Genomic DNA, 25,127 nt, shown 5'->3' on the forward strand with positions numbered 1-25,127 from the left:
TAGTGTGTAATATGTTTCAAAATAATTTTTATATGATTGATCATGTTGACCAAGTAAAGAATGAGGTTCATCTAAGTAAATATTTATTTAATAAGCAAGTTATCGTAAAAGTTTCTGAAGAAGAAGCGGCAGCCTATGTCGAGTTTATGCAAGGAGCAGCGGAACATGATAGTTTACCATTTGTTAAATATGATGAAGAAAGAGGGTTAATTTGCGAATGACCTACACAAAAAAGAAATATACACCTAAGACAAAAGAGCAAATTAAAGAAGAAACACAAGAAATCATGGACAAGGTTTTTACCGATATTACGAAGTACTATGAATCCACTGAAGACATGATTGAGTTGGCTGGATTCATGGCGAAGTTTAGTAACTATTCTCCTAGAAACATGCAGTTAATTAAATCACAATTTCCACATGCGTATGCTTGTGCGAGCTTTAAAACATTTAAAGATGCAGGATTCCATGTAAATAAGGGTGAAAAAGCAATGAAGGTTTTTCATCCTTATGTAAAAGAATTTGTAAGAGATCAAAAAACAAAATTAGCAATTCCACTAACTAAATTAACTGCGGAACAAAAGCAACAAGTGAAAACTGGTGAGTTAAAAGTGGAGAAGCAAACAAATTATTATTTGAAAGCAACAGCCTTTGATGTTTCACAAACAAATGCAAGACCTGAAGACTTGCCTAAAATATTCCCGAATCGTCAGTTTAATTTTGAGGTGACAGAGGAAAACAAAGAGTTATTAAAGACAGGTATAGAGGCATTAGCAGAAAAAGAAAAGATTGAAATTAAAATGATGGGCAATCAAGGCGCATTAATTAATGAATTAGGTAATGCTCATGGTATGCATTTACAAGCTGTTGACGGTTCTCATTCCGAAATAGTTATGAATACTCGAAACACCGAAACAAAAGAATTAGCTGTATCTATACATGAATTAGCACATGCGAAGTTACATAATGTGAAGGTGGATCATTCAGAACACACACCTACAAAAGAGTTTGAAGCAGAATTAACTTCTTATATAGTGTGTAAGCATTACGGCATGGATACGAGTGAATTTGCCATTCCTTATATAGCCCAATGGACGAAAAACGGACAGGATATAGAAGAGAAAGACAAATCTATTATGCGTGTTCACGAAACCGCAAGTAGCTTTATAAATACAATTGATAAGAAAATTTCTGAATTGCAAAGAGAGAACGAAAAGAATAGGGAACAAGATAATGGAGATATAAAAGGTCAATCTAATTCTGAAGAACAACAGAATAAGGTTGACCATTTTTTATCTAATAAAACAGAAAAAGATGTAGATGCAGCCGCTATAAAACAGCAAGAAACAAGAAGGATTGCACGTATGGCATATATGCAACAAATGGAGAGGTAAGAGGACATCTTAATAGGTGTTCTTTTTAATTTTAACTAATAAGGAGAAGAGAAAACGATGATGTTTTATGATGATATGGGAATAAGTACGGAAGAAACAAGGCAATTTATGGGGATGGTGCTTGAAGACTTAGAACATTATTATCATTCAAAGGAAGGGGTTTTGGAATTAGCTGAGTTTATGTCTAGATTTAGTAATTATTCGGGTAGAAATATGCAAGTGATTAAATCGCAATTCCCTGATGCGTATGCATGTGCAAATTTGAAAACTTACAACAAGGCTGGCTTTTCTTTGAAAAATGGAGAACAGGAAATGAAGGTTTTTCATCCTCTTATCAAAGAATATGTAAGAGATCCCAAAACAAAAAAAGAAGTTCTTGTAAAAGATTTGACAGTAGATCAGAAGGGACAGGTTAAGAAAGGCGATTTAAAAATAAAGAAAGACATAACTTACTATTTAAAGAAATCGGCATTAGATATTTCACAAACCAATGCTACTAGTGACGACTTGAAAAAGATATTCCCGAATCGTCAATTTGATTTTGAGGTATCAGAAGAAAATAAAAACATGTTGATTTCTGGAATCCATGTTGTAGCTGAGAAAGAAAAAATTGAAAGTAAAGCACTTGATGAAAATGAAAACACCTTAGAAATAAAGCAAATACCTGAAGTCATCTATGAATTGATTCGTGAAAAATTGCAAGGTGAAAAAGGAAAAGGGAGTAAAGATGAAGTGGCGGGAGATTTTGAAACACGAATGGCTACACATATTGTTTGTACACATTACGGGATGGATACGAGTGAAAATACAGTACCTTATATTAGTAAATGGGTTGAAAGTGATCAAGATTTAAAAGAAAAAGATTCTTCTATAATAAACATTCACGATACAGCAAGAACGTTTATTAATGTAATAGATCAGGAAATCTCTGAATTACAAAGGGGGACAGAAAAAGAACTACAGAAACACAATCCAGTAATCAGTAACGATACAAAAGAATTAAACGAAAAAGATGCAGTAAATGATGAAAAGGAGCAAAAGAAATTCGAATTTCCTGCTTTTCAACAAAGAGTCCTTAAACGTATACAAGAAAAAGCGGAACAAAATGTTGCTGAAAACATTGGGTTAAATTTAGGGAGTCATTGGAATGCTGTCTCTCAACGGGCAGAGCTAAATTCAAAAAATCGATGGAATGATTATAAAATTAATCTTTCTGAAGATGGAAAATATATAGAGGATATTCAGCCGAATATGATTTTGAGTTTGGGTGAATTAAATACAATCGTCAATAAATTTGGAACTGAAAAAGAAGTAGAGAATTTGAAAATCGTAACAGAAGAAATGAAACCACATTATGAAGCTGACTCAAAAGAAACAGAGTTATTTAATACACATGTTGCTAAAGTATCGGTAGATCAAGATAAAAACATGAAGGTTGAATGTATTTCTGAATATGTATCAGACAGTGACATTGAATTTGATTTTAACCACTCTGTAGCTGAAGCGATTGATAGTATTAATTCTTCTATTACAAAAGCGCACAAAGAAGTAATGAGCGAAGAAATTGAACGTCAAGGAAGTAATCAAGAATTGAGTACAGGACAACAAGATGAAGAAGCAGCCGTTATGAAAAAGCAAGAAGCTAGAAAAATAGCACGTATGGCATACATGCAACAGATGGAGAGATAAAAGGACACCTTAATAGGTGTTCTTTTTTATTTTAAATTTCAACTAATAAGGAGAGAGAAAAATGATGGATAACCATAAAGTAGTAACAGGCATTCAACAAAAAGCAGCTCTAGAGATTGACGAGAAAGTAGGTATTGATTTAGAAAAGCATTGGGAAAATTACGAAATTCAACTGTCCGAAGACAATCGAGTAATCGAAGAAATTCATCCTGATATGCGTTTGAGTTTAGGAGAAATGCTATCTGTTGTAAATAGATGTGGAACGGAAAAAGAAATGGAAAACTTCAATCAAATTGCAGATTACCTTGAACCGTATTATGAAGCTGAACTTATTCAAGGAGAATTCTATGATACGCCAATTGCTAAAGTTTCAACAGATAGACAACAAAATATGAAAGTGGAGTGCCTATCTGAATATGTATCAGACAGTGACATTGAATTTGATTTTAACCATTCTGTATTTGAAGCTGTTAAACATATCAATCATTCAATTACTAAATCACACAAAGAAATTATGAATGGTGATGTGGAGTATCAAGGGCTTTATCCAGTAAATGAAGATATGGTTATTTACTGTGAATCGACAGGGAAACCATTGCAGCAGGATGAAGCGGCTTATCACTTTGAGGGCTATGGATATGTAGTAGCAGAAGAGGTGATTCCTGAAGAGATAGAGGGAAAAGATGCTTATTATACAACAATCGGCTACGAAGATGTTGAAGAAAAACGACTTGCTCCTCTTAGATATATGGAAGAAAAGAAGATTGAAGATGGAGAACTTTGTTTCAATCCAGTAGAAGAGATCGTAAATGATCGAAAAAGCGAAACAGAGGAAGTTTTTCAAATGGAATCCGCTAAAACAGTCGGGTCGGTGAAGAAAGAGCATGGCGCTATAGAGGTACAAGAATCAAAAACCATCCCTGAAGTTGGAAAGCGATATGTTGGGAAAGATACCGTCCATGAGGAAGAACAACAGCAAATATCGCAAACAAGAGAGCAAGCAAGAAAACATTATATGATGAAACACATGCTTGGTCGGGATTATTAATATAAGAAAGTGGGATAACCAATGAAGTATAAAACGCATCTTACAACAAGCCTAGCGGTCGCCCTGCCTGTCTTGGCATCAACGGGAAACCTCACGATTGGAAATGTGATAGCGGTTAGTTTTGGGGCTTTGTTGCCTGATATAGATGAACAACATTCATGGATTGGCAGGAGAACTCGTGGAGTATCGGACTTAATGAATATGGTATTTGGTCATAGAGGAATCACTCATTCACTATTTGGTTTAGTGCTTGTGTTGATTCCTATTTTATTTGCAGTCGGGATGACACCATTGACCTTTACGAATGGCATGTGCATCCTTGCAGGATACTTTCTACATCTAGTGGAAGACAGTTTCTCTAAAAAAGGTATTAAGTGGCTGCTGCCATTATCCAATAGAAATTTCCAAAGTGGATTCCATATTTTTTACTACAGCTATAACGGTATAGCGGAAAAAATGATTTTAATGATTAGTACGATTGTAGTTGTGTATGAGTTGTATTCATATGGAATGGCAAGTTTCCAATTTGGGGCTTCAGGCATTTTAGAATCCTTTAAAGCGTTATTTAGTTAAAGCAGAACAAATACAAATATAAATAAATCGAAAATGACCATGTGAAAATGCATGGTCTTTATTTATTGGAGGAATTGCTATGGAACAACAAAAGAAGAATACCAAAAGATATACCGAGGAAGAAATTGAAAAGGCAGCATCACTTGATATTGTGGATTATTGTATGCAAAACGATATCCCTGTAAAGTCTGACAGTGAACGTTATTACCGTTTAGCGGAACACGATAGCTTAATCATTGATAGGAAGAAAAATCAGTTCTACTGGAACAGTAGAGGGGTTAACGGGAATATTATCAAGTTTGTACAGGAGGTAGAAGATGCTTCGTTCCCTGGGGCGATGCAGCGATTACTGGACGGAGAACAGGACTATGAAAAAGCTTCAGAGGTTACATTTGTGAGTGAGCCTTATGATTGTGAACATTTTGCGGAAAAAGAAGTACCTCAATTCGATAGAGCAAGGGAATATCTGACTGAGGAAAGAAAGATTGATCCGCAAGTTGTAGATGCATTGCATAAAAAAGGACTGATTAAACAAGATAAGTACAACAATGTATTGTTCCTATGGAAAGACCGTGAAACGGGAGCGGTAATGGGTGGATCAGAGCAAGGAGTCGTAAAATCGGATAAATACAAACGTGGGGCGTGGAAAAGTATCCAAAAAAATTCTACGGCTAACTACGGTTTTAATGTATTGCAGGGCGAACCCCGAAATCTAAAGTTCTTTGAGTCCTCTATTGATTTACTAAGCTACGTATCACTACATAAACATGACCTTAAAGATACGCATTTAGTTAGTATGGAAGGGCTGAAACCACAAGTAGTATTTAATTACTATATGAAGAGTCAAGAGCGGATTGGTGATGTTCCTGACAGTCTTTCATTATGCGTTGACAATGACAAAGCAGGTAAAGCTTTTGCGGAACGATTGATACATTTTCGCTATGAAAAGAATGATGGAAGCATAGTTGCATTTAAGCCGGAATATCCGCAAGCACCGTCTAAAGAACAAAAATGGGATTGGAACGATGAATGCAAGCGAGTAGCCAATCAACGAGAACAAGGAAGACGTACAGCTTATTTACAACAAATGGGCAGAGAGAGATAAATAATCGAAATGTAATTTTAAAATGTGTGAAATGAAGTTGAAAATGTTGATTTTTATTAGTAAACCGCATATAATAAAGGTACAAAATTAGAGTAACCTTACTTTAGTAGGTGCGAAAAAATTGGTGTAACTCTACCGTAGTGAGTACCAAAAAATTGGTGTAGCCTTACCGTAGTAGGCGCTAAAAAAGAATTTTAAAAGTAGGGAGAGTTTTCTTCCTACTTTTTTTGTTTCTAGGGGGAGAAGAAAGTTGGCTAATAAAGATAATCCTAAATTCTACACCATTTCAACTGAATATATAGATTATTTAAGAGAAACGGATAGTAAAGTACCTTTTAATAAAGATGAACAGCATAGTAGACCGTATGTAGGTGTATTGGAAAAAATCAATGGTCATGATTATTTTGTACCTTTAACATCACGTAACGATAAAAATTTTAACAGTCAGGTCAGTGTGAAATTATTCGATACTGATGAAAAGCGAATTGGAGTTTTATTGGTTAATAACATGATTCCAGTCCCAGAAAAAGAGTGTAAAGAAATTGATATAGCAGAAAAAACAGCAGCAGACCCTCAGTATGGTAATTTGATGTTAAAACAGTATTTATTTTTAAAAGAAAATATGGATCGAGTTACTAATAAAGTGGAAAAAGTATATAAAGATGTAACTGTACAAGGAAAGCCTTCACATAAACAAAAATTCTTAAAAGGAGTTTGTTGTGATTTCCCTAAATTAGAAGAAAAGTGCCAAGAATATAAAGAAAGAGATCAAGCTAAAGAAAGAGATAAAGCTAGAAGAATAGCATATATGCGTCAAATGGGGCGTGAGAGATAAAAAGGACAACATAGCGTTATGTTGTCCTTTTTATATACAAAATTTTATTAGTGAGAGGAAGAAGAAAATGAAATATCAATTAGAATACGATAAAGTTTTAACAACGAAAAAAGAATTTGTTCTAGAAAAAACAGGAGAGATTATTTCTGGTGTTTCAATGTTAATTCGTTTTGGTAAAGTTTTTGAAGGAAAGCCTTCAGATGGCTTATATACATATTTTGAAGAAGCGGATTCAACTTTGTCAGGACTATTAAGGATAGCTTATGACTCTGAAACAAAGAAGTTTGATTTTTACTCACATGATATTCTGGGGGACAATTATGAAGTTGTTGGTTATACAAAAGATGTAGGTGTAGGATTTACAGAAGGTCATTTTATTAGTAAAGAAGAATTTGAAGAGATTATTGAGAAATATGGTCACTTCTTTGCTACTGATAATTCCTTACAAAACTGTGCGTATTGGGTTCATGAAATTGAAGAAAATGATAATCAAAATAACGAAGTAGAAACAATCGAAGAATATTTTTCTATGGCTTTGGGAGTATCTAAATCAGAGACGTATGGATATATTGCAAGATATAGTGAGGAAGTTCCGGTTTGGTGTTTCCTTTTAAAACGTGATGGTGCTAAAGGGGAGAAATATTATGGTGAGCACTGTCCTTTGAATAATATAAATCTAGAAGATTTGATAAAAGTATTTTCTTTGTTTTCTAAGCAAGATAGAAAAATAATTGTAGATACAGAAGGTTATTTATACAAAGACAGGGACTACTTATTTAAAAATGAGTTTGTATTAAATCCAAAACCATTAGAAAAGAATGCTCTGAATTTGGAACACGGTACACTAGAGGAATTTATTATTGAGGATAATTTGTATGACTCTGATAAAGAAGGCTATGGATATATTGTAAGGGCTAGCGAGGAACAACCAGTTTGGTGCTTGTTCTTAAGGAGTGAGGATTCTGATGGGAATAAATATTGTAGTGGACACTACCCTTTGCATATTACGGATATGGAAGATCTGATTAAAGTTTTTTCCTGGTACTCAAAACATGAGAAAAGATTAATCGTAAATACAGAGAGCTACTTTTTTGCAAGAGAAATAAAGGAAATGAACTATCCAAATCGGGTAGAAAATAATTTTTTAAATTCAACTAGCTATTTAATTGAAAAAGAGTATGATAATCGTTTTTTAATTCATCGAGAATTAGAAGATGACGAAATTAGTAGATATTCTGAAGCTGAAATATGTGTATACAATGGAAAAAAATACTTAGCTGCAATTGTAGTTTGTTCTTCAGAAGATGAAGCGGTAGCCGTTGTAAAAAGTTATTGGAGAGCAATTGATATTTTGATTGAAGGTAAATGAAGAGTGAGTAGTAATATAAAGCGAAGAATCAATAAAAACAGTAAGAGCAACGTAGCGATATGTTGCTCTCTTTTTTGTATACAAAATTTAAAAGGAGGAGATTTGAATGGAGAAGTTAGAAATTGCAAAAGAATTACTGGAAAATAGTTTGAATGTTTATATAAAGATAAAAATAGAAGAATATATTTTTCGTTTTGAAGGGCTTGAAAGTGGAGTTTATTGCAATAAACAGAATTTTGAAGATGACTCAATGATTCGTTTTCACAACTGTATTACTTATATCCACGAGACAGGTTTTAATATAAAGGGCTGGATGTTGTATGAAATTCCTATTTATTATTCTCATTGTTTTTATAACGAAAGCATTGGGAAAAGGTTTGATTTAATGGTATTAAATATCGGTGAAGTAATGCCAGCCTATTTAGATTACTCAGAAGAAAAAGCTGCTGAAACAATAGAAGAAGCTATAGAAAAATATATTTATTAACCCAATTATGATAAATGTACACAAATACACATTTACACATGTTCACATTTTTAGGAGTAGCATAATTCATGCTACTCCTTTTTTTATACAAAATTTTAATAATGAGAGGAAGTAATACACATGACTACATTAATTATTGCGGAGAAACCATCACAAGCGAAAGCGTATACAGAAGCATTCCCGAAAGTTGAGAAGAAGGATGGCTACTTTTCTATTGCGCCTTGTTCCTTAATGCCGAATGGAGCGAATATTACATGGGGATATGGGCATTTAGTGGAATTGAAAGCACCACAAGATTATAAAGCAGAGTGGGAAAAATGGGATATGTCACAATTGCCAATTTTACCGGAGCGCTACGGATATAAAGTATCAGCCGATAAAAGAAAGCAGTTCAACGTTGTAAAAAAATTAATGAAGGAAGCAGATTGTATTACAATTGCAACGGATATTGATAGAGAGGGTGAAGCAATCGCACGTTTAATCATTCAAGAAGCGGGCTGTTCTTCTAAAAAAATGAAACGCCTTTGGATCAACAGCTTAGAAGTGGATGAAATTAAAAAAGGATTTCAGAACTTGAAGGAAGGCTCGGAGTTTGAGAGTATGTTTGCTGAAGCACAGGCTCGTCAAATTAGTGATTGGGCAATTGGTATGAATGCGAGCCGATTATATACGCTGTTATTACGTCAAAAAGGCGTACAAGGTGTTTACAGCGTTGGGCGTGTGCAAACCCCTGTTTTATGTCTCATTAACCAACGGCAGCAGGACATCAAACACTTTAAGCCATCCCCTTTCTTTGAACTAGAAGGACAGTTTAAAGGGATGAACGGAACATACAAGGGAAGATACAAAGAGCGATTCCAAACGAAAAATGAAGTGGAATTGCTACTGAAGAAACATCAGCTGTCTGAAGGAGCGAATCAGCAAGGTGCAGTAAAATCCGTTGAAGTAAAACCGAAGAAACAAGAAGCGCCAAAGTTGTTCTCTCTTTCTTCCTTACAGGCTTTAGCGAATAAAAAGTACAAGTATTCACCTGCCGATACGTTGAAAATTGTCCAAGAGCTATACGAAGCAAAACTTGTGACCTATCCACGAACAGACTGTAATTTCATTACAGAAAATGAATTTGCTTATTTAGTCCGAAACCTAGAGGGATATCAATCTATTATAGGAGTATCCTTCCAACCAAAATCATTAGATCCGAATAAACGCTACGTCGATAATCAAAAAGTACAGGAGCACTATGCCGTTATAGCGACTAAAAATGTTCCTTCGAAACAAAAGGTAGATCAATTAACGGACAAGCAGCGCAACTTGTATACGGAAGTGTTAAAGAGTGTGTTAGGCATGTTCCATGCGCCTTACGAATATGAAGAAACAATTATTACAACAGATATGAATGGGTTAGAGTTTACGACAAAAGGAAAATCGGAAAAAGCGTTAGGATGGAAAGAACTTTATAAAACAGATCAACCAAGCGAAGAAGAGAGCGAAGACAGGGAATCCCTCCTTCCAGTTGTACAAAAAGGCGAACTTGTACAAGGGAAGATACAGACAAAAGAAGGCATCACAACACCACCAAATCCTTATACAGAGGGACAACTTATTACTTTAATGAAAACATGCGGCGCTTCAGTAGAAGATGAAGAAAGTAAAAGCATCCTAAAAGAAGTAGAAGGACTTGGTACGGAAGCAACACGAGCTGGCATCATTGAAACGCTCAAAAAGCAAGAATATATAGAAGTGAAAAAGAATAAAGTGACGGTTACACCGAAAGGTGAAATTCTTTGCGAAGCCGTGGGCGGCACGTTATTAGCGAAGCCCGAAATGACAGCGCAATGGGAAGGGTATTTGCGTAAAATCGGGAAGAAACAAGGCTCTAAAGAGGTGTTTGTAGCGAAGACAGGGGAATTTACCAAGCAATTGATCGTCAACGCTACGAAGTCAATTGGTGAGCTTCAGATAGATAGCAAAGTACAAGAAATGAAAACAAAGGATTCCGTAGGGAAATGCCCGAAATGTGGCAAAGGCATAGCGAATCGCAAAACATTTTACGGTTGTACAGGTTATAAGGAAGGTTGTAAGTTCTCTCTTCCGAGCGAATTTTTAACAAAGAAAATTAGCGAAGCAAACGTTAAAAAATTATTAACGGGTAAGAAAACAGGATTAATTAAAGGAATGAAAGGGAAATCAGGAAAAGAATTTGATGCGTATTTGAAGCTTGATTCTAGCGGAAAGATCACATTTGAATTTGCTAAAAAATAAACGAGAATCATAGTAAGGGGAGAAGAAAGTTGAATGTAAAAAGATTAGTAGAAAAGGGAAAATGGGTGTTAATGACGACTGGACTAGCTATCGTGTCCACTCTCTTTTTTTCCTATATAAAAAGCTATTTTGGAATCGACACAGGCAATGCAGAACAGGTGAATGCAAAAGTAGAATTGAATATCTTCTATTTAATTGTCCCTCTATTAATTGCTCCTGTAATTGAAGAATGGATTTTCAGAAAGATTCTACCGTTTGGAATAGAAAAACTGTTTGAACGAATCAATCGTACAACAGCGATTCTCATCGCTAATGGTATCTTTGCAGCCGTGCATTTTGATTGGTTCTTCTTCCCTTACTTTGTAAATGGTTGTTTATATGCATGGAGTTACGAAAAGACCAGAGATATAAAAGTACCAATAGTAGCGCATATATTATTTAATTCATTTGTATTTTTGGCTACAAGCCTTTATTAAAAATGTACACATGTTAACATATATACATGTCCACAATATCGAATTACTCTCACGTTATAACCAACAATGATTGGTTCTTCTTCCACGTCTAATTTGAAAATTGGAGTGATATGAATAAGTTAAAAGCGCAATAACATAACGTTATGGCGCTTTTAATTTGGCTTTATTTTAATCATTTGCATTTGAAAAATGTCGCTATCCGTTATGCCTAATACTTGCATTTCTTCCCTTAATGAACGCCACGACTCGATTTTAATAGATTTAGTAGTCTGGTCTCGCAAGGTGTATTTGTGTATAAAATATGACTCCTTATTTTTCTTCATCTTAACACCTCCATCTCACCTGAAAAATCTGTAGCTATATAAAATTTATATAGCAAGTGCAGTGTTTTAACCCTTGTTCTCGTTAGTTTTCTCATAGTATGTATAGTACCTTTTTAAGGATACGTCAGTTTTAAAGCCGACTTGCTTAACAATATCTTCAGCTGTGTATTGCTGTTGAATCATCTTTAAAATAAAGGTATTTCGAAAATGTTGTGCAGAAATCCCTTTCCTTAAATTTGCTCGTTTTATCTCTAAACGAATCATTTTTTGAACTGACATGTCCGTTAGAAATTTTGGTGCGTCATTGTCATAACTCCAAAGATAAGTCCCCAACCTAAAGTGAAAAGCAACAAAGAGTGGATCATCACTGTGATATCTTGGGCGTACTGGTTCGGGAATAGTTTTATAGTAATGATATAAGTGTAATTTATCTACTTCTTTTAACTGGATTGTACGATTAATCTTTGTGTCTTCAGGAATAGATAGTGTATTGTTCTCAAAATGTACATGTTTCATTCGTAAAGCGACAAGCTCATGTAGAGATAATCCGTAGTCTAGGAGCAAGATTATAATAGAAAGATTTCGTTCTAAAATCATAGGACGGCTAGTTCGTTGTTTTTCTGTCAGCCCCTCTAATGATGCGGATACTTGTTTTAGGCGTTCCTCTTCTTGAATGCTGATAAAGTCTTCAGTACGCAATGCACGATCAGGTGGAGCTATGTGAACAACACCTTCAATGGGGCTAGGTAAATCTAAATATTCGTACAGCCTATTAAGAACGATGTAAATACGATGTACCGTTTTATCGGAGTATTGGCGTTCTTCTATTAAATAATTAAAAAATGCTTCGAAATCCTTCTTATATAGGGATTCCCAATTCATTTCTTCAGAGTCCGAGAATCTTCCTGATTGATGCAGCCATTGAATACAGCTTTCTACATCATAGATATATCGCTTAATCGTAGAGGGTTTTCGCCCTTTATTTAATAAATAAGATGAAAATCCTTGTATTGTATCTTGGTTTTTTCTTGTAATGTTATTGATTTTTATTCCTCCTATCTTCAAATCTTTTAACCACTCTATAAAATGTAGGGCTACTCATATTACACATTTCCATAGCATATAGCGCTGTTATCTGTCCGTGTTTCCACATATTATAGGCATTAATAAATTCTGGAGTTATTTCAGTTCTGGGTCTTCCTAAATGTTTTCCTTTTTTCTTTGCAGCGTCAATACCCTCACGTTGGCGAGTTTTTATTTTTGTTCGTTCCTCTTCAGCAAGCCACGATAAGATTTGAAGTACCAAATCAGTAATAAGAGTCCCTAAACTATCTTTATATTGAGTTGTATCTAAAAGTGGCATATCTAATACGATAATATGAGCCTGTATATTTTGGGTAATATCTTTCCATTCCTCAAGGATAGCTTCTTTATTTCTTCCGAACCGATCCAGGGAATGGATATATAAAATATCATCTTTTCTTAACATGCGTTTTAGAAGTTGGTATTGTTCACGGTTAAAGTCTCTTCCGCTCTGCTTATCGATAAAAATATCTCGTTCATCAGTGATGAGTCGTTTCATCGCTTCAAGTTGACGATCCTCATTTTGGTCTTTGCTACTGACTCTTATATATCCAAATTTTCTTGTATTCAAAATAAATAGACATCCCTTCAAAATTGGTTCTACTAAAATTATAACAAAAATACTTCAAAAGGTATCTTTAATTTTTTAATACTTCAAAAATACGGTTTTTAACCTTTTGAAGTATTAAATTTAATAGAGTTTAATGTACTTCAAAAGGTGTACCTTTCAGGATAGTTGTAGTTGACTTTTTGTTTAAGTTTATAGTGTTAAAAATTCTATTTTTTTATATAATTATATATTTAATAAATTATCTAAAGATGATAATACACATGAGTGAAATAAACGACACTGTGTCTGATAATTTTTTTGGCACCTGATATTACTCGTAATGTGGAATTCGATATATCAATAGTAGACAATTCAAATATATAGAAAGAGGGTCTGAGATTTATGAAGAAAGAAAAGCGTAAAAAAACTACATCGAAATAAAAGTGAAAGAACAAAAAGAGAAAATTCGTTTGGAAGAAAAGAGAAATTGTGAATTTGATCGGATGATGTGACTTATTGATATAGCGGTGAGAATTCTAATGTGGATATTCAAAGATTAAATAGAAGAAACATGATGAAGCAAGAGAGAAGAAAGAGTGTATGTTTCCAAAGAGCAATAATATTTATTTTCACATTAAAAAAAGAATGCAGATTAAATATCTGCATTCTTTTTTATTACTATTAATAAATGCTCATTGTTACGTAAGCAGCAGGGTATCCACCAGGATTAGGTTCAATTGCAATTCGAATACCAGTAGCTTGTCCAAATCGGACTTGTGTTAAAGCGTTTTGTAAAAAACTAACTCTCTTTTTTAAAGCTGTATTAATAAATGCAAGTGATAATCCTACTGACTTTGATAGTGCTGGTCCAAGTAGTGCTATTCCTTGAGAAAGTATCCAATCACCAAGGGGTTTTCCGGTTGGTAATGATGATAAAGAACGACATAAGACACCTTGTAATTTTGCTTTATTCCAATATACATATTGAGTTTTTGCAGCGGCTAAGGGTGCTAGACTATTAGGAGAAGTTGAATTTTTAAAGTCATTGATTTGTGAAGGAGTAAATCCTAGTGCTTCTAGGTCTAAATCGTTGATATCGTTGATTGGTATTTTAATTTGATTAAGATCATTTGATTCTTGCGTTTGTTGAATTGTCGTGTTTTCAATAGTATCAGCTGCTACCTTGTTTTCGCTAAAAATTGAGAGTGTTGAAACCAATGTTAATGCAGTGGCACAAACAGATAAACAAATTTTATTTTTTCTCATAATAACCTCCTATTTTTAGAAAATTTTTACTATAATAGGATTATACAAGAAATAAATAATGAAAGGAAGATATTTTTTGGAAAAAATTCTATTATTTTCTATTTATTTTTTGAGCATATTTATTGGTACTGGATTGATATTTTTATGGGATATAGTTACTTCTCCACTTGGTTATGCAGGGATCTATGTAGCAATTTTACTTATTAATTCATTTGCATATCTATTTTTAAAAAACAGAGTGAATAGAAAACAAAATATGCAAATTAGTGTAATTGCTTTTCTTATTGCTGTAGTGCCGATTGTACTTCTTTACAATTATTAATTAGAATATATTTTAAAGTTAGAAACTTGAGGCAAATAAAAAAAGAGAGGGAAGTTGGTCATCTCCCTGTCAAGTAGACAGTAATAAAAAGAGTATTATGCCACGGCCTTTTCCCGATATTCTATCGGGGAAAGGCCGTGAAGTTTTTCTTGGAATCTTTCTGTATTATAAAATTGAATATATTCTTGAATTGCTCGGTAGGCCATTTCATATGTTTTTGGGCGCACTAAATACAACTTCTCTGTTTTTAAATGTGAGAAGAATGATTCGATACACGCATTATCAAAACAGTTTCCACGTCTAGAATGATTACCGACAAATCCTAATTTCTCTAACTGTTTTGCGTAGGATTTAGATGTATATTGAAACCCTTGATCTGAATGGAAAAGGGGCTTAGTAGTTAATGACTTTCCTTCTAATTGACGTAATGTAGTTAAAACCAAATCTAAATCATTTCTTGAAGATAGCTTCCAGGCAACAATTTCATTGTTGTATAGATCTAACACAGCTGACAAATAGGCAAATTGTTCTCCGATTCGTACATAAGTAATATCTGTTACGAATTTTTGGTTTTGCTTTTCAGCTTGAAACTCTCGATTCAAATGATTTTTAAATACCACAGATGTTTTTCTTCCATAAAACGGACGTTTTTTTCGAATGATAGATTGAATACCCAGCTCTCTCATAAGACGACGAACACGTTTATGATTCATTACCATTCCTTCTCGAGCCAAAGCACGAGTCATACGTTTATACCCATAGTAAGGGTGCTGACGATGAATAGATAAAATATGTTCTTTATGCCACATATCCCTTTTCTGACGTAAACGCTGCACGTTATGATATTTCCGCCATTTATAGTAGCCAGCCTTAGAAACTTCCGCGATTTGAAGCAACCATCGGAGTGGATAGGCTTGGCGTAATGAATCGATAAGAGAAAATCGTTCTTTCTTTAGGACCATTCCTTCCCGTGTAGATTTGGATTGTGCTTTTTTAAATACTCAACCTGTGCCTTCAAATAAGCATTTTCTTCTTCTAGACTATTAAAATTCTTTCGATTCCAGACACCACGTTGATCATCAAAGGACTCCCCCTGTTGCACACGTTTTACCCACTCAATAATCTGGGCATCGCTCTTCACACCGAGTTGTTCACGAATTTCTCGCAATGATTTTCTCTCTTCTAATCGAAGACGAACTGCTTCTCGCTTTAGTTCTTCTGTATATTTTTGAAATGATTGTCCTTTTCTTGCCATAAAAAAATCCCCTCCAGATAAAACAGTATTGAGTCCATCATATCAGATGGACTCTTTTTTTACTGTCTACCTATAGGGGATAATACCAAGTACCCTTCTCTTTTTTATAGTTTTATTATTTTAATTGATTCAACCCAATCGTGTTCTTATTTCACTTGAATTCCACATAAAATTTAGTGTCGATGATTCCAAAAGCAACTTTACATGGAAACGGATTTTTTTCTACTGAAGCAGCACGCATACAAGAAAGTACCCAATGTTCTAGTTCTAAAGGTAAACGATATGCTTGAATACTACCATCATTGTTTTTTACTGTTATAATCGGTGCATTTACCCTGGTTGTAGTAAAATCATCCGTTGTTATCATTGCTACTGCATCATTAGTGTAAAAACCAGCGTTTAATACCTCATAAACCATTCCGTCTTCCTCATTAATAATCATAGGTATATTTAGAAAGGGGTATTTTTTAATATCATTATGAATAACTACTCCTGCTGTGTTCTTCTTTAATTGATTCCCTTGCATTTTTACACTCCCTTAAATGAATCTAACTTGATAACGTTAATTTGTTCTATTTTACACCTATTATATTAGAAAATTGCAGTTTTATCTTGTTATAAAAAGCATCCGTACATATGACAGCGCTATTTGATGGGTCAATATCGAAAATAGTCATATAACTAGAGAGTAAATAACCATCTTCATAATATGTAATTATTATTTCTTCTTCATTTAAGTTTAATTTGCTCGTTCTTTTATGTGCCTTTTTCTTTTTCGTAATATTTCCTCCTTTTTTTCTGCATGTTAGGCATTATACTTATCCCGACCATATATTTTAAGTGGAAATTTAAAGATTTTTTATTTGTTTTCAAGTCCCTTTATTCCGACAAAACATAGCAAAGACCGTGCGAGCTTCGTCGATGGATTCTAAAAGGGATTATTCCTTTAATATGGAATTTTCATTATAGGAGGTGGCATAGCGCTATGTCAGAAGCGGAGATAGTATATACCAGCAATGAGGTCTATAGTCGGTTAGAAGTAAGTAGCAGCACTCTTAGAAAGTATTCGGATGTTCTTGAACGAGAAGGATATGATGTAAGAAAGAATAGTAGAGGAAGAAGGGAATATACTGAGTTTGATGTTGTAGTTATTGAACAGTTAGTAGAGTTGAGTAAGCAAGAGGGCATGACTTTAGAGAAGGCTGCGAAAATGATTGCGAAGCAGTTTGGAATCGATAATAAGAAAGAGGAGTCCCAAGGTGCAGATCCAGTTCCTTATCAAATGCAGTATCAATTTCAACAACAATATAGCGCTATGATAAAAGAAATCAATAAGGTGCAGCAAGCTAACCTTTTAGAAATGGAAAATAGACTAGGGAATCGTATAGATCAAAGGAATAAGTTAATTGCAGAGGATATTAAAGGAAGAAATAAATTATTAAGAGAAGATATGAAAGATCGGAAGGAACGTGAAGAAAGGATAGAAAAAAGGTTAGAGATAAGAGATGATAACCTTATGAAGATGGTAAGAGAGATTCAAGATGCAAAACGTACTATTGTATTAGCCCGGGAAGAAATAGCGGCAGTAAAAAAGAAATCTTGGTGGATGTTTTGGAAATGAGCACTTATACTGAAGTGTAATTGTGATTTTAAAATTCTGAATTTTTTTTAGAAACTTATAATTACAAGTCAAACTCTTATGTAATTTGCAGAATTATGTTAATATTTAGGTAAATGAAAGTGGTTGAGGAGGACGTAGTGATATGAGCACAAATCTTTTCACGCATGAAGCAGTTATGCAACAACTTAATGATTTTTATCAAATGATGTTGTCGCAGCAAATTATAAAAGCAGCTGAAGTGAAAAAAGAAATAGATGAAAAAATAGAACAGATTAAACATACAGAAGAAAAAGAAAAACAAAATCAAAACTTATTATTATATTATTCTTTACTAGACTTTAAATACAGAATGCTAACTGATCGAGTAAGTATTCGAAAAGATAGTTTTGAAGCAATTGATACAATCAATAAAACGACAGATAAACTCATAGCTTATTATTATCATTCTTTTAAAGCAGAACATGCTTTGATGTTTAGTAATTACAATGAAGCAAGAAGACAATATGAAGAAGCTGAAAGCTTATTAGAGCATATTTCCGATGAATTAGAGCATGCAGAGTTTAATCAAAAATATGCGGTGTTAAATCATCATATGTCTAGTATGCTAATATCTATTGAATACGCAAATAAAGCGAAAGAAATTTTTGAAAAGCATGCTGGATATGAGGTGAAAGTTGCTTCTTGCGAAAACACACTAGGGACAGCTTGTATATTCTTAAAACAATTTGAAAAAGCGGAAGAACATCTGAATCGTTCTATTGACCTGTTGCAAAAACATAATGAAGAAAAATTGATTTTAGTAGTAAGACATAATCTAGGATTATTATATGCAACTCAAAACTTATCTACATTAGCGATTCGTCATTTATCAGAAGTAACAGAGAAGATTCCTACACACTTTAAAGCATTATTCTTACAAGCACGTGAACACTATAAGCTAAGAGAAACAAATGTTGCACAAGAACTTATTGAAAAAGGATTAGCAGTTTGTATGGAATTAGGAAATGAAGAGTATGTATATCATTTCAATATTTTACGTTCTCTTAATGAAGATGAAGCAATTAAACTATTAGAAGAAGAAGTGAATAAAAGTATTCCGTACTTCGAAAAACAGGGTTTATGGGATTTTGTAGAGGAATATGCAGAAGTATTAGCGGTTCGCTTCCGCAAATTGAATGAGCATGAAAAAGTTAGTGATTATTTCGATGCATGTTACGAAGCGAAACAAAAATTACTAAGCAAAGGGGCGTTAAAATAATGAAGAAGCTTGTGTTAGCGATATTAGGATTAGTTATAGCATTATCATTTAGTAACAATACAGGTGATACACAACATGCTTTAAAAAAGGAAGAGATTATACAATACTCACATGCTGATCATTTTTGATTGCTAATTAACAAGGGGACTCCAATTATGGAGTCCCCTTGTTAATGGGGTAATGATTTGATTCCTTTTAGTATAACAATATTTGTAAAAAATGTATAGGTATTCTAAATTTATAAGAGTGATAATTTGATAATGAAGAATATATATTAAGTTGGGATTCCTTTTTAAATATGCTTTCTATCACAATTTGAATCATTGAATTGTAATTAAATATTTTAATAACGCAATAATAGTTCTTATAGTGGGACTATTATTGTGTTATTTTTCGTTAGATAAATAATTTCACATACCGTAAAGATAGATATATGTAATCCAAGACCTAAAAAGAGGATGGAAGTTAGAATTTGAAATGATTTTCACAGGATTTCGTTTAAGGGTTCTATGAATCCGTATGTGTGATTTTTAGTAACTTTAGTGTAATTGTATTAATTTCAGTTGTATGTACCGTTAAAAACGAAAATAAAGATCCGTTTTTCAGAAGAGGGCTTAAAGATATCATTACACAACAATTTATAGTAAATATCTTTATAATTTATGATTTAAATATTAAAATTTATAATTTGTCCAATTGACATGCCCATCTTTGGGTGCTACGTTTTATACTGGCGAAAGATTTACGAGGTTTATTACTTGGGGGCAAAGTTTGCTTCTTCTAGGCGATATACAACTAGATAATCTAATGCTATGAACCGTACGTAGAGAGGGAGAAAATAAACATGTTAAAAAAAGTAATGCCTATTATGGCTGCTGTTTTAGGAGCTAGCTTTTTACTCACAGCGTGTAGTAGTGAAAAGAAAGAAAATACAGCAAATGCAAATGATAAAGATTCAAAAACACAATCCATTCATTTACCGTATATGGCGGAAATCCCAACGATGGATGTCAGCAAGGCAACTGACGGTGATTCTATGAATGTAATGAAAAACGTATTTGAAGGTTTATATACATTAGGGGAAGGAAATACGGCAATACCAGCAGTAGCAAAATCGTACGATGTGAGTGAAGATAAAAAAACATACACATTCCATTTGAGGGATTCAAAATGGTCAAATGGAACACCTGTAACAGCTGAAGACTTCGTGTTTTCTTGGAAAAGAGCTGTGAACCCTGATACAGCGGCAGAATATGCGTTTTTATTCTTTGATATAAAGAATGCAAAGAAAATTAATAGTAAAGAGTTACCTATAGATCAGCTAGGGGTAAAAGCAATAGATGATAAAACATTAGAAATACAATTAGAACAGCCTGTTCCCTACTTTATAGATTTGACAACGTTCGCAACGTTCTTACCGATTAATGAGAAGTATTTTGAATCAAAAGGGAAGCAGTATGGTTTAGAAGCAGATCAATTAGTTTATAATGGAGCATTTACGTTAGATAATTGGAAGCATGAACAAGGTTTTCAGTTAAAGAAGAATCCGAATTATTGGGATGCTAAAACAGTTAAGTTAGACGAAATCAACTTTGATATTGTAAAAGATAAATCAACAGAAATAAATTTATATGAATCAGGTCAAATTGACCGTGTAGGACTAACAGGTGAATTTGTAGATAAATATAGAAAGAATCCTGACTTCAAGGAACGCTCTGAAGTTACTGTCCAGTTTTTACGTATGAATCAAAAGAACGAAGTATTAAAAAATAAAAATGCTCGCTTGGCTATAAGTCAGGCAATGAATAAGAAAGCCTTTGTAGATACAGTGTTAAACAATGGTTCACTCCCTGCGGATGGTTTTATACCAGTTAATTTCGCTAAAGGAACAGACGGGCAAGACTTCCGAAAAGAAAATGGAACGTTAGTAAAAGACGATGTGAAGGCAGCAGAGGAGAACTGGAAGAAGGCAAAGCAAGAACTTGGGAAAGAGCAAGTAACATTAGAATTATTAACAAGTGATAATGATTTAGCCAAGAAGAATGCGGAGTATTTAAAAGGTGAGTTAGAAAAGAATTTAGAAGGGTTAACGGTCAACGTTAAGCCGCAGCCACGTAAACAACAAATTCAATTACTTCTAAATAGTGATTACGAATTAGGGGTTGATGTATGGTCTCCTGATATTCCTGATCCAATTACATTTTTAGATTTATTTACGACGGACAGTACCTATAACTTTGATAAGTACTCAAATAAACAATATGATGATCTAATTCATGAAGTGAAAACGAATTTAGCTGGTAATGAGAAAGCTCGTTGGGAAGCGATGAAGCAGGCTGAAAAAATATTAATAGAAGATGGAGCGGTCGCACCTTTCTACCAACTAGGTAGATCATACTTACAACGTTCTTCTGTAAAAGGCATTGTCACGAATGATTTTGGTGGAGAATTTAATTATAAGTGGGTTGAGTTGGATAATAAATAAAATCTGCTCTAAAAAAGGCTGATAAAAACTCTTTTTGATAGAGGACTGAAATGAATATTCCAGTTTGTGTATGTAGTAGATGAAGTTAGGGATGGTAATAGAATTATGGATAGGAGATTTAGATTAACAGAAGAAGAAGAACTAGAATTTCAGGAGTTTATAAAATCAGATCAATTTGCTGAAGCTTTAGCAATTTCTTGGAGGTATGGATGCAAAAGAGCAACTTACTTTTCTATAAGAAATAAAAGAAAGGATGTACCCATTCGTTTTTGTGAATTGATTGTTGGAAGTAATTCAGTCAGTCATTTTTCTAGGAAAAAGGAAGATAAAATAGATTTTTGGCACACACTAATTAACCTTAGACATCCTTTCTATAAGATGATTCTAGAGATGGGCTGGACTTCCATTCAAGAGAAGAATCGAATTTTTCCACAAGGTGAATTTAATGAAAAAGTATTTGTTTCCACATACATAAAATTATCGCATGATTTAATGGTACTAACGGAGAAAAGGAAGAATCGGAGTTATATAAGACCTAGATTGCGTATACATGGATCAGAAGATGTACTTAGTAATATCAATAGAATTTTATATCAAGAATTAGGTGTTGGGGTGAAGAAGTTACAAACCGATCATAAAATACCACAGGCGAAAGTAATTTCTTTTCAATCAAAGAAGGAAATTCCGTGTATTCTAGAATTTGCAGGGGCTATGGAAAGTTTAGATAAGTTTCATAGTTTACGTTTGGGTTATATAGATAATTTGAAAACAGGTGAAAAATTAGAGTTTTAAGTAGGACTCCATGTTTCTTTTTTAATAAACTCATAGAATAAAAAGGTTTAATAGAAAAAAATGGATTCCGATTAAGGACTCCATTTTAGTTACAAGTACTGTAGGGATATAGTATAATTCTAGTAAGGTATATTGCATTAAAGAAGTTTCATATTCTTTAGCTGTGATTATAAATGGAGTGTAGAGGTAGGATTCTGCACTCTGTTTTTTTATGTTCTCCTATAAGTCTTCTAACATAATCAGTTGCAATTTGCATTAAACAAATTGATAAATCTTGTCTTAGGTAATTGTACAGTTGCAGTTGCCTTCTTATATAATCTTGTTCTTTTTGACTAAAGTTATTAATCATACTAATGACAGTGTCGTATTCAAAAAAGAAGTATTTTTCATTTGCTTCTATAACAAATACATCATTCTTGATTGGGTGATTTTTGAAAAATGTTTCAAAGAAAGAAACTTGTTTTTTATTTTCTTTTAGTGCATTCATGATTCACTTCTCCTTTTAAATTAAATGAGTTGCAGCATATGTAATTAAGCAGATCACTAAAATAACACCTATGAAAGTTGTAAATAGAGCAAGAAATCCAAGAGCAAACCGATATAAGAAATAAGCACCAAGTATAATTGCTATTATGACTCCGATTATGGCAGCTAATGTCCCGATTGTATGTATAGAAATTACGTTAAAAAATACTAAGCATATGACAACTAAGGCAATAATAGTAAGGGTTCTCATGAGAAACCTCCTTTGTAATTTAAATTTTTAGGATACAAAGATACAAAGATACAAAGATACAAAGATACAAAGATACATGTATCCTAAAATAAAAAGATACGGCATAATGCGTATCTCTATATATCCTCTTTAGAACTAAGAGTTTGAAGTAGCTTCTGTTCTCTTTCAGTCAATTCGTTTTTTATAAAGTTTGCGAGTAGTTCATCTATTACTTCATATTTTTTTAAGCTTCTTAAAGTACAGATATTTTCAATCAGGCTAAATGTATCAGGAGAAACTTTTATATTTTTACGATTTTGCGAACCGACTTGTTTTTTTTGTTGGTTTGTTGCCTCCGCTATTGTTTGAGAAGAGGGTGTATGTTCTTCTACTTCTCTTGTCACATCCGCAGCTTCAGTAATCTTAGGATCTTTGGGTTGCTCTCTCTTTAGTAAACTCACCTATATCAATTCCTTTCCCTAACTTAGTAAGTTTGTTATCTACGAAATATTTAGGAGTATATTTATAATCTACAATATCACCTTTAGTTTCAAATAGATGAATTCTTTCTTCAAGTTCGCAGAAAATGTCGCAGAATAGAGCTAACATTCTCTTATCGTGGTGATCTTCGAATTGGAAACCAATACGTGGATACCATTCTAGGCGAGCATGATTATTTATTATTGTACTGAAGACATTTTCTTCACCAAAAGTATCAATGGTATTTTTAACAATCTCGTTGTGCAATGAACGCTTCTTCTGCAATAATACAGGTAAAATTCCAACTACGTTCATTTTTACAAGGTGTCCAAAGTCATCAACTAAGGTTTGTAGATAATCAAAGATTAACCTTTGACTTCCCTCATAAGAAAATTGTTGCGTCTCTTGCACTACTATAACAAAGTCGCTTGCTACCATAGCATTATCCACTTTCAGGTCAGTGGAAGGTGGAATATCAATGAATATGTAGTCATAGTCGTATTTAATTTTATCTAGCAACTTTGCAAAATAAAAAGTTCTATCTTTAGTAGTCTTAAAGTTTTCAATTAAAAAATCTGTGTACTTTCTCATATCGTAACCGCATGGAATCATATCAAGGTTTTCATGAAGTTTTATAATACCATCTGATAGATTACCATCTTCTAAACATTTCATTAATGTTTTTTGCATTTCTTCTATTTTAAAGGATTTTGCTAAGAATGTAGTCCCGTTTCCCTGAAGGTCTGTATCAATGAATAAAACTTTCTTATTAAATACTAGAGAAGCTACAAGAGATTCCATACAAGAGTCAGTAGTTTTTCCTACGCCCCCTTTTTGTTGGGCGTTAATTATTACGTGTCCTTTTTTCATAGAGATTCACTCCTTTTTAAATGTAACACAATTGTAACAAAAGATACATGTATCTTTGTATCCTAAATCAATCATAACATATGAGCAATAACATGAAAAGGATAAATGTATCCTTTTTTATATTTTACTATTTTTTTATGGGAAACCAAAAGATAATTCTATAATAAATGCTGTTAAATCAACATTTTATAAGTCATTCAAGAATACAAGATTAAGAGGATACAAAGATACAAGGATACAAAGATACAAGGATACAAAGATACAAGGATACAAAGATACAAAGATACATGTATCTTTTCTTCTTTTAGGGGTGTATATTTAATATGTATCTTTTTTCGATATTTACAAATAAAAAAACTTGTTGTAACGTAATAGACAACAAGTTTCTCAACACAATACGATTTAGTTTGATAATATACATAAGAAATTCGTAAGAATTTGTAGAATATATAAGACACATAAAACAGAAAAAAACAAATAAAAAAAGAACGGCTGTTTAGTTCGAGATTTCTGAGGTCTCAAACCAGACAGGGGAAGTAGATTTGCTGACAACATTTCTACTTCTTGGTGAATACAATTTGCTGACAACATCTTGTATTCCATTTACGTCACTGCGACTACCAGTGAGTAAACTTCCCAAACCGTTCTAATTAACTATGCTATTGAGATATAAAATATCTCTTCTTAGTATAGTTAATTAGAGTAGATTTGTAAAGATAGAAACCCTTCTTTAAGTGCATTTTTAAGCATGTTTAAGTATGGATTTTTCTGCCTTTGTATGCAATCTTGGGAAGTCTATTTATTAAGGTGAGCAGTGATATAACTGCTCACCTTTTTTGTTGTAAAAAATCAGTGGAAAGGAGGTTCAAC

Annotated in this window: 26 protein-coding genes and 1 pseudogene; 17 read left to right on the plus strand and 10 right to left on the minus strand. The window is 33.3% G+C overall.

Going from position 1 to position 25,127, the window contains the following annotated elements:
* The first annotated feature begins 11 nt into the window (after positions 1-11).
* From ACXKY9_RS32580 to ACXKY9_RS32630, 11 genes are all read left to right on the plus strand, one after another.
* Positions 12-221 (plus strand): DUF5511 family protein, encoded by a 210-nt coding sequence (locus ACXKY9_RS32580; RefSeq protein WP_016097313.1) that lies wholly within the window; start codon positions 12-14, stop codon positions 219-221.
* Positions 218-1,393, plus strand: coding sequence for an ArdC family protein (locus ACXKY9_RS32585; protein WP_016097314.1), 1,176 nt, complete (start codon positions 218-220; stop codon positions 1,391-1,393). Before ACXKY9_RS32580 ends, ACXKY9_RS32585 begins: the two co-directional genes overlap by 4 nt.
* Before the next feature lie 57 nt (positions 1,394-1,450).
* Positions 1,451-3,082 carry an ArdC-like ssDNA-binding domain-containing protein gene (locus tag ACXKY9_RS32590; RefSeq protein WP_016097315.1) on the plus strand — a complete coding sequence of 544 codons (1,632 nt, stop codon included), beginning with the start codon at positions 1,451-1,453 and terminating at the stop codon, positions 3,080-3,082.
* Positions 3,083-3,143: 61 nt separating this feature from the next.
* Positions 3,144-4,130, plus strand: a complete 987-nt coding sequence (locus tag ACXKY9_RS32595) for a hypothetical protein (RefSeq protein WP_016097316.1) — start codon at positions 3,144-3,146, stop codon at positions 4,128-4,130.
* 21 nt (positions 4,131-4,151) lie between these two features.
* Positions 4,152-4,703 (plus strand): metal-dependent hydrolase, encoded by a 552-nt coding sequence (locus tag ACXKY9_RS32600; RefSeq protein ID WP_016097317.1) that lies wholly within the window; start codon positions 4,152-4,154, stop codon positions 4,701-4,703.
* 79 nt (positions 4,704-4,782) lie between these two features.
* Entirely contained in the window at positions 4,783-5,808 is a 1,026-nt protein-coding gene (locus tag ACXKY9_RS32605; RefSeq protein WP_016097318.1) for a DUF3991 and TOPRIM domain-containing protein, read from the plus strand.
* 250 nt (positions 5,809-6,058) lie between these two features.
* Positions 6,059-6,643 (plus strand): type III toxin-antitoxin system ToxN/AbiQ family toxin, encoded by a 585-nt coding sequence (locus ACXKY9_RS32610; RefSeq protein ID WP_016097319.1) that lies wholly within the window; start codon positions 6,059-6,061, stop codon positions 6,641-6,643.
* 67 nt (positions 6,644-6,710) lie between these two features.
* Entirely contained in the window at positions 6,711-8,012 is a 1,302-nt protein-coding gene (locus tag ACXKY9_RS32615) for a hypothetical protein (RefSeq protein WP_016097320.1), read from the plus strand.
* A gap of 106 nt (positions 8,013-8,118) precedes the next feature.
* On the plus strand, positions 8,119-8,499 hold the full coding sequence (locus ACXKY9_RS32620) for a hypothetical protein (protein ID WP_016097321.1): 381 nt from the start codon (positions 8,119-8,121) through the stop codon (positions 8,497-8,499).
* Positions 8,500-8,619: 120 nt separating this feature from the next.
* A complete protein-coding gene (locus tag ACXKY9_RS32625) occupies positions 8,620-10,761 on the plus strand; it encodes a type IA DNA topoisomerase (protein WP_016097322.1) in 2,142 nt (713 codons plus the stop codon).
* 29 nt (positions 10,762-10,790) lie between these two features.
* Complete coding sequence (locus ACXKY9_RS32630) at positions 10,791-11,237, plus strand: CPBP family intramembrane glutamic endopeptidase (protein WP_016097323.1); 447 nt, start codon at positions 10,791-10,793, stop codon at positions 11,235-11,237.
* 389 nt (positions 11,238-11,626) lie between these two features.
* Here ACXKY9_RS32630 and ACXKY9_RS32635 read toward each other — a convergent pair whose 3' ends face one another.
* The 3 genes from ACXKY9_RS32635 to ACXKY9_RS32645 all read right to left on the minus strand — a co-directional run bounded on the left by ACXKY9_RS32635 (position 11,627) and on the right by ACXKY9_RS32645 (position 14,459).
* The gene (locus ACXKY9_RS32635; protein WP_016097325.1) at positions 11,627-12,625 is read right to left on the minus strand and encodes a tyrosine-type recombinase/integrase; all 999 of its coding nucleotides are present in this window, start codon (positions 12,623-12,625) and stop codon (positions 11,627-11,629) included.
* Positions 12,597-13,214 (minus strand): recombinase family protein, encoded by a 618-nt coding sequence (locus ACXKY9_RS32640; protein WP_016097326.1) that lies wholly within the window; start codon positions 13,212-13,214, stop codon positions 12,597-12,599. Before ACXKY9_RS32640 ends, ACXKY9_RS32635 begins: the two co-directional genes overlap by 29 nt.
* 660 nt (positions 13,215-13,874) lie before the next feature.
* On the minus strand, positions 13,875-14,459 hold the full coding sequence (locus ACXKY9_RS32645; RefSeq protein WP_016097327.1) for a hypothetical protein: 585 nt from the start codon (positions 14,457-14,459) through the stop codon (positions 13,875-13,877).
* A gap of 76 nt (positions 14,460-14,535) precedes the next feature.
* Between ACXKY9_RS32645 and ACXKY9_RS32650 the strand changes: the two genes are divergently transcribed.
* Positions 14,536-14,781, plus strand: a complete 246-nt coding sequence (locus ACXKY9_RS32650; RefSeq protein WP_016097328.1) for a hypothetical protein — start codon at positions 14,536-14,538, stop codon at positions 14,779-14,781.
* Between the two features lie 95 nt (positions 14,782-14,876).
* Here ACXKY9_RS32650 and ACXKY9_RS32655 read toward each other — a convergent pair.
* From ACXKY9_RS32655 to ACXKY9_RS32665, 3 genes and pseudogenes are all read right to left on the minus strand, one after another.
* Positions 14,877-16,036 (minus strand): IS3-like element ISBth8 family transposase gene (locus ACXKY9_RS32655; protein ID WP_090782881.1). Its coding sequence is split into 2 segments (ribosomal slippage): positions 14,877-15,778 and positions 15,778-16,036, totalling 1,161 coding nucleotides; the frame shifts between segments, so codons are not numbered across the junction.
* A 151-nt stretch (positions 16,037-16,187) separates the two neighbouring features.
* Positions 16,188-16,562 carry a hypothetical protein gene (locus ACXKY9_RS32660; RefSeq protein WP_016097331.1) on the minus strand — a complete coding sequence of 125 codons (375 nt, stop codon included), beginning with the start codon at positions 16,560-16,562 and terminating at the stop codon, positions 16,188-16,190.
* Between the two features lie 46 nt (positions 16,563-16,608).
* Positions 16,609-16,773 (minus strand): annotated as a pseudogene (locus ACXKY9_RS32665) (YolD-like family protein); the annotation flags it as partial.
* 248 nt (positions 16,774-17,021) lie between these two features.
* On the opposite strand from ACXKY9_RS32665, the gene ACXKY9_RS32670 reads away from it, so the two are divergent.
* The 5 genes from ACXKY9_RS32670 to ACXKY9_RS32690 all read left to right on the plus strand — a co-directional run bounded on the left by ACXKY9_RS32670 (position 17,022) and on the right by ACXKY9_RS32690 (position 22,192).
* Positions 17,022-17,657, plus strand: coding sequence for a DUF3967 domain-containing protein (locus ACXKY9_RS32670; RefSeq protein ID WP_016097332.1), 636 nt, complete (start codon positions 17,022-17,024; stop codon positions 17,655-17,657).
* 142 nt (positions 17,658-17,799) lie between these two features.
* Positions 17,800-18,915: a response regulator aspartate phosphatase gene (locus ACXKY9_RS32675; protein WP_016097333.1), complete on the plus strand. Its 1,116-nt coding sequence runs from the start codon at positions 17,800-17,802 to the stop codon at positions 18,913-18,915.
* Complete coding sequence (locus ACXKY9_RS32680) at positions 18,915-19,043, plus strand: hypothetical protein (RefSeq protein WP_016097334.1); 129 nt, start codon at positions 18,915-18,917, stop codon at positions 19,041-19,043. Before ACXKY9_RS32675 ends, ACXKY9_RS32680 begins: the two co-directional genes overlap by 1 nt.
* Before the next feature lie 716 nt (positions 19,044-19,759).
* On the plus strand, positions 19,760-21,400 hold the full coding sequence (locus ACXKY9_RS32685; protein ID WP_016097335.1) for a peptide ABC transporter substrate-binding protein: 1,641 nt from the start codon (positions 19,760-19,762) through the stop codon (positions 21,398-21,400).
* A gap of 105 nt (positions 21,401-21,505) precedes the next feature.
* The gene (locus ACXKY9_RS32690; RefSeq protein WP_042882298.1) at positions 21,506-22,192 is read left to right on the plus strand and encodes a hypothetical protein; all 687 of its coding nucleotides are present in this window, start codon (positions 21,506-21,508) and stop codon (positions 22,190-22,192) included.
* A 157-nt stretch (positions 22,193-22,349) separates the two neighbouring features.
* On the opposite strand, the gene ACXKY9_RS32695 is transcribed toward ACXKY9_RS32690, so the two are convergent.
* From ACXKY9_RS32695 to prgP, 4 genes are all read right to left on the minus strand, one after another.
* Positions 22,350-22,679 (minus strand): hypothetical protein, encoded by a 330-nt coding sequence (locus tag ACXKY9_RS32695; protein ID WP_016097337.1) that lies wholly within the window; start codon positions 22,677-22,679, stop codon positions 22,350-22,352.
* A gap of 15 nt (positions 22,680-22,694) precedes the next feature.
* Positions 22,695-22,928 (minus strand): hypothetical protein, encoded by a 234-nt coding sequence (locus tag ACXKY9_RS32700; RefSeq protein ID WP_016097338.1) that lies wholly within the window; start codon positions 22,926-22,928, stop codon positions 22,695-22,697.
* A 116-nt stretch (positions 22,929-23,044) separates the two neighbouring features.
* Complete coding sequence (locus ACXKY9_RS32705) at positions 23,045-23,368, minus strand: hypothetical protein (RefSeq protein ID WP_016097339.1); 324 nt, start codon at positions 23,366-23,368, stop codon at positions 23,045-23,047.
* The gene (prgP, locus tag ACXKY9_RS32710; protein WP_016097340.1) at positions 23,331-24,257 is read right to left on the minus strand and encodes a ParA superfamily DNA segregation protein PrgP; all 927 of its coding nucleotides are present in this window, start codon (positions 24,255-24,257) and stop codon (positions 23,331-23,333) included. The genes ACXKY9_RS32705 and prgP overlap by 38 nt, the downstream gene beginning before the upstream one ends.
* Between the last annotated feature and the right edge of the window lie 870 nt (positions 24,258-25,127).

The organism is Bacillus sp. 2175, from assembly GCF_057812155.1.

What these genes read in the sequence shown, in the direction of transcription:
- ACXKY9_RS32700 (WP_016097338.1), bottom strand. Translation starts at nt 22,928, where the DNA reads ATGAGAACCCTTACTATTATTGCCTTAGTTGTCATATGCTTAGTATTT.
- ACXKY9_RS32675 (WP_016097333.1), top strand. Translation starts at nt 17,800, where the DNA reads ATGAGCACAAATCTTTTCACGCATGAAGCAGTTATGCAACAACTTAAT.
- ACXKY9_RS32645 (WP_016097327.1), bottom strand. Translation starts at nt 14,459, where the DNA reads ATGAGAAAAAATAAAATTTGTTTATCTGTTTGTGCCACTGCATTAACA.
- ACXKY9_RS32585 (WP_016097314.1), top strand. Translation starts at nt 218, where the DNA reads ATGACCTACACAAAAAAGAAATATACACCTAAGACAAAAGAGCAAATT.
- ACXKY9_RS32620 (WP_016097321.1), top strand. Translation starts at nt 8,119, where the DNA reads ATGGAGAAGTTAGAAATTGCAAAAGAATTACTGGAAAATAGTTTGAAT.
- ACXKY9_RS32660 (WP_016097331.1), bottom strand. Translation starts at nt 16,562, where the DNA reads ATGCAAGGGAATCAATTAAAGAAGAACACAGCAGGAGTAGTTATTCAT.
- ACXKY9_RS32590 (WP_016097315.1), top strand. Translation starts at nt 1,451, where the DNA reads ATGATGTTTTATGATGATATGGGAATAAGTACGGAAGAAACAAGGCAA.
- ACXKY9_RS32625 (WP_016097322.1), top strand. Translation starts at nt 8,620, where the DNA reads ATGACTACATTAATTATTGCGGAGAAACCATCACAAGCGAAAGCGTAT.
- ACXKY9_RS32605 (WP_016097318.1), top strand. Translation starts at nt 4,783, where the DNA reads ATGGAACAACAAAAGAAGAATACCAAAAGATATACCGAGGAAGAAATT.
- ACXKY9_RS32580 (WP_016097313.1), top strand. Translation starts at nt 12, where the DNA reads ATGTTTCAAAATAATTTTTATATGATTGATCATGTTGACCAAGTAAAG.
- ACXKY9_RS32670 (WP_016097332.1), top strand. Translation starts at nt 17,022, where the DNA reads ATGTCAGAAGCGGAGATAGTATATACCAGCAATGAGGTCTATAGTCGG.
- prgP (WP_016097340.1), bottom strand. Translation starts at nt 24,257, where the DNA reads ATGAAAAAAGGACACGTAATAATTAACGCCCAACAAAAAGGGGGCGTA.
- ACXKY9_RS32695 (WP_016097337.1), bottom strand. Translation starts at nt 22,679, where the DNA reads ATGAATGCACTAAAAGAAAATAAAAAACAAGTTTCTTTCTTTGAAACA.
- ACXKY9_RS32595 (WP_016097316.1), top strand. Translation starts at nt 3,144, where the DNA reads ATGATGGATAACCATAAAGTAGTAACAGGCATTCAACAAAAAGCAGCT.
- ACXKY9_RS32690 (WP_042882298.1), top strand. Translation starts at nt 21,506, where the DNA reads ATGGATAGGAGATTTAGATTAACAGAAGAAGAAGAACTAGAATTTCAG.
- ACXKY9_RS32615 (WP_016097320.1), top strand. Translation starts at nt 6,711, where the DNA reads ATGAAATATCAATTAGAATACGATAAAGTTTTAACAACGAAAAAAGAA.
- ACXKY9_RS32600 (WP_016097317.1), top strand. Translation starts at nt 4,152, where the DNA reads ATGAAGTATAAAACGCATCTTACAACAAGCCTAGCGGTCGCCCTGCCT.
- ACXKY9_RS32680 (WP_016097334.1), top strand. Translation starts at nt 18,915, where the DNA reads ATGAAGAAGCTTGTGTTAGCGATATTAGGATTAGTTATAGCATTATCA.
- ACXKY9_RS32685 (WP_016097335.1), top strand. Translation starts at nt 19,760, where the DNA reads ATGTTAAAAAAAGTAATGCCTATTATGGCTGCTGTTTTAGGAGCTAGC.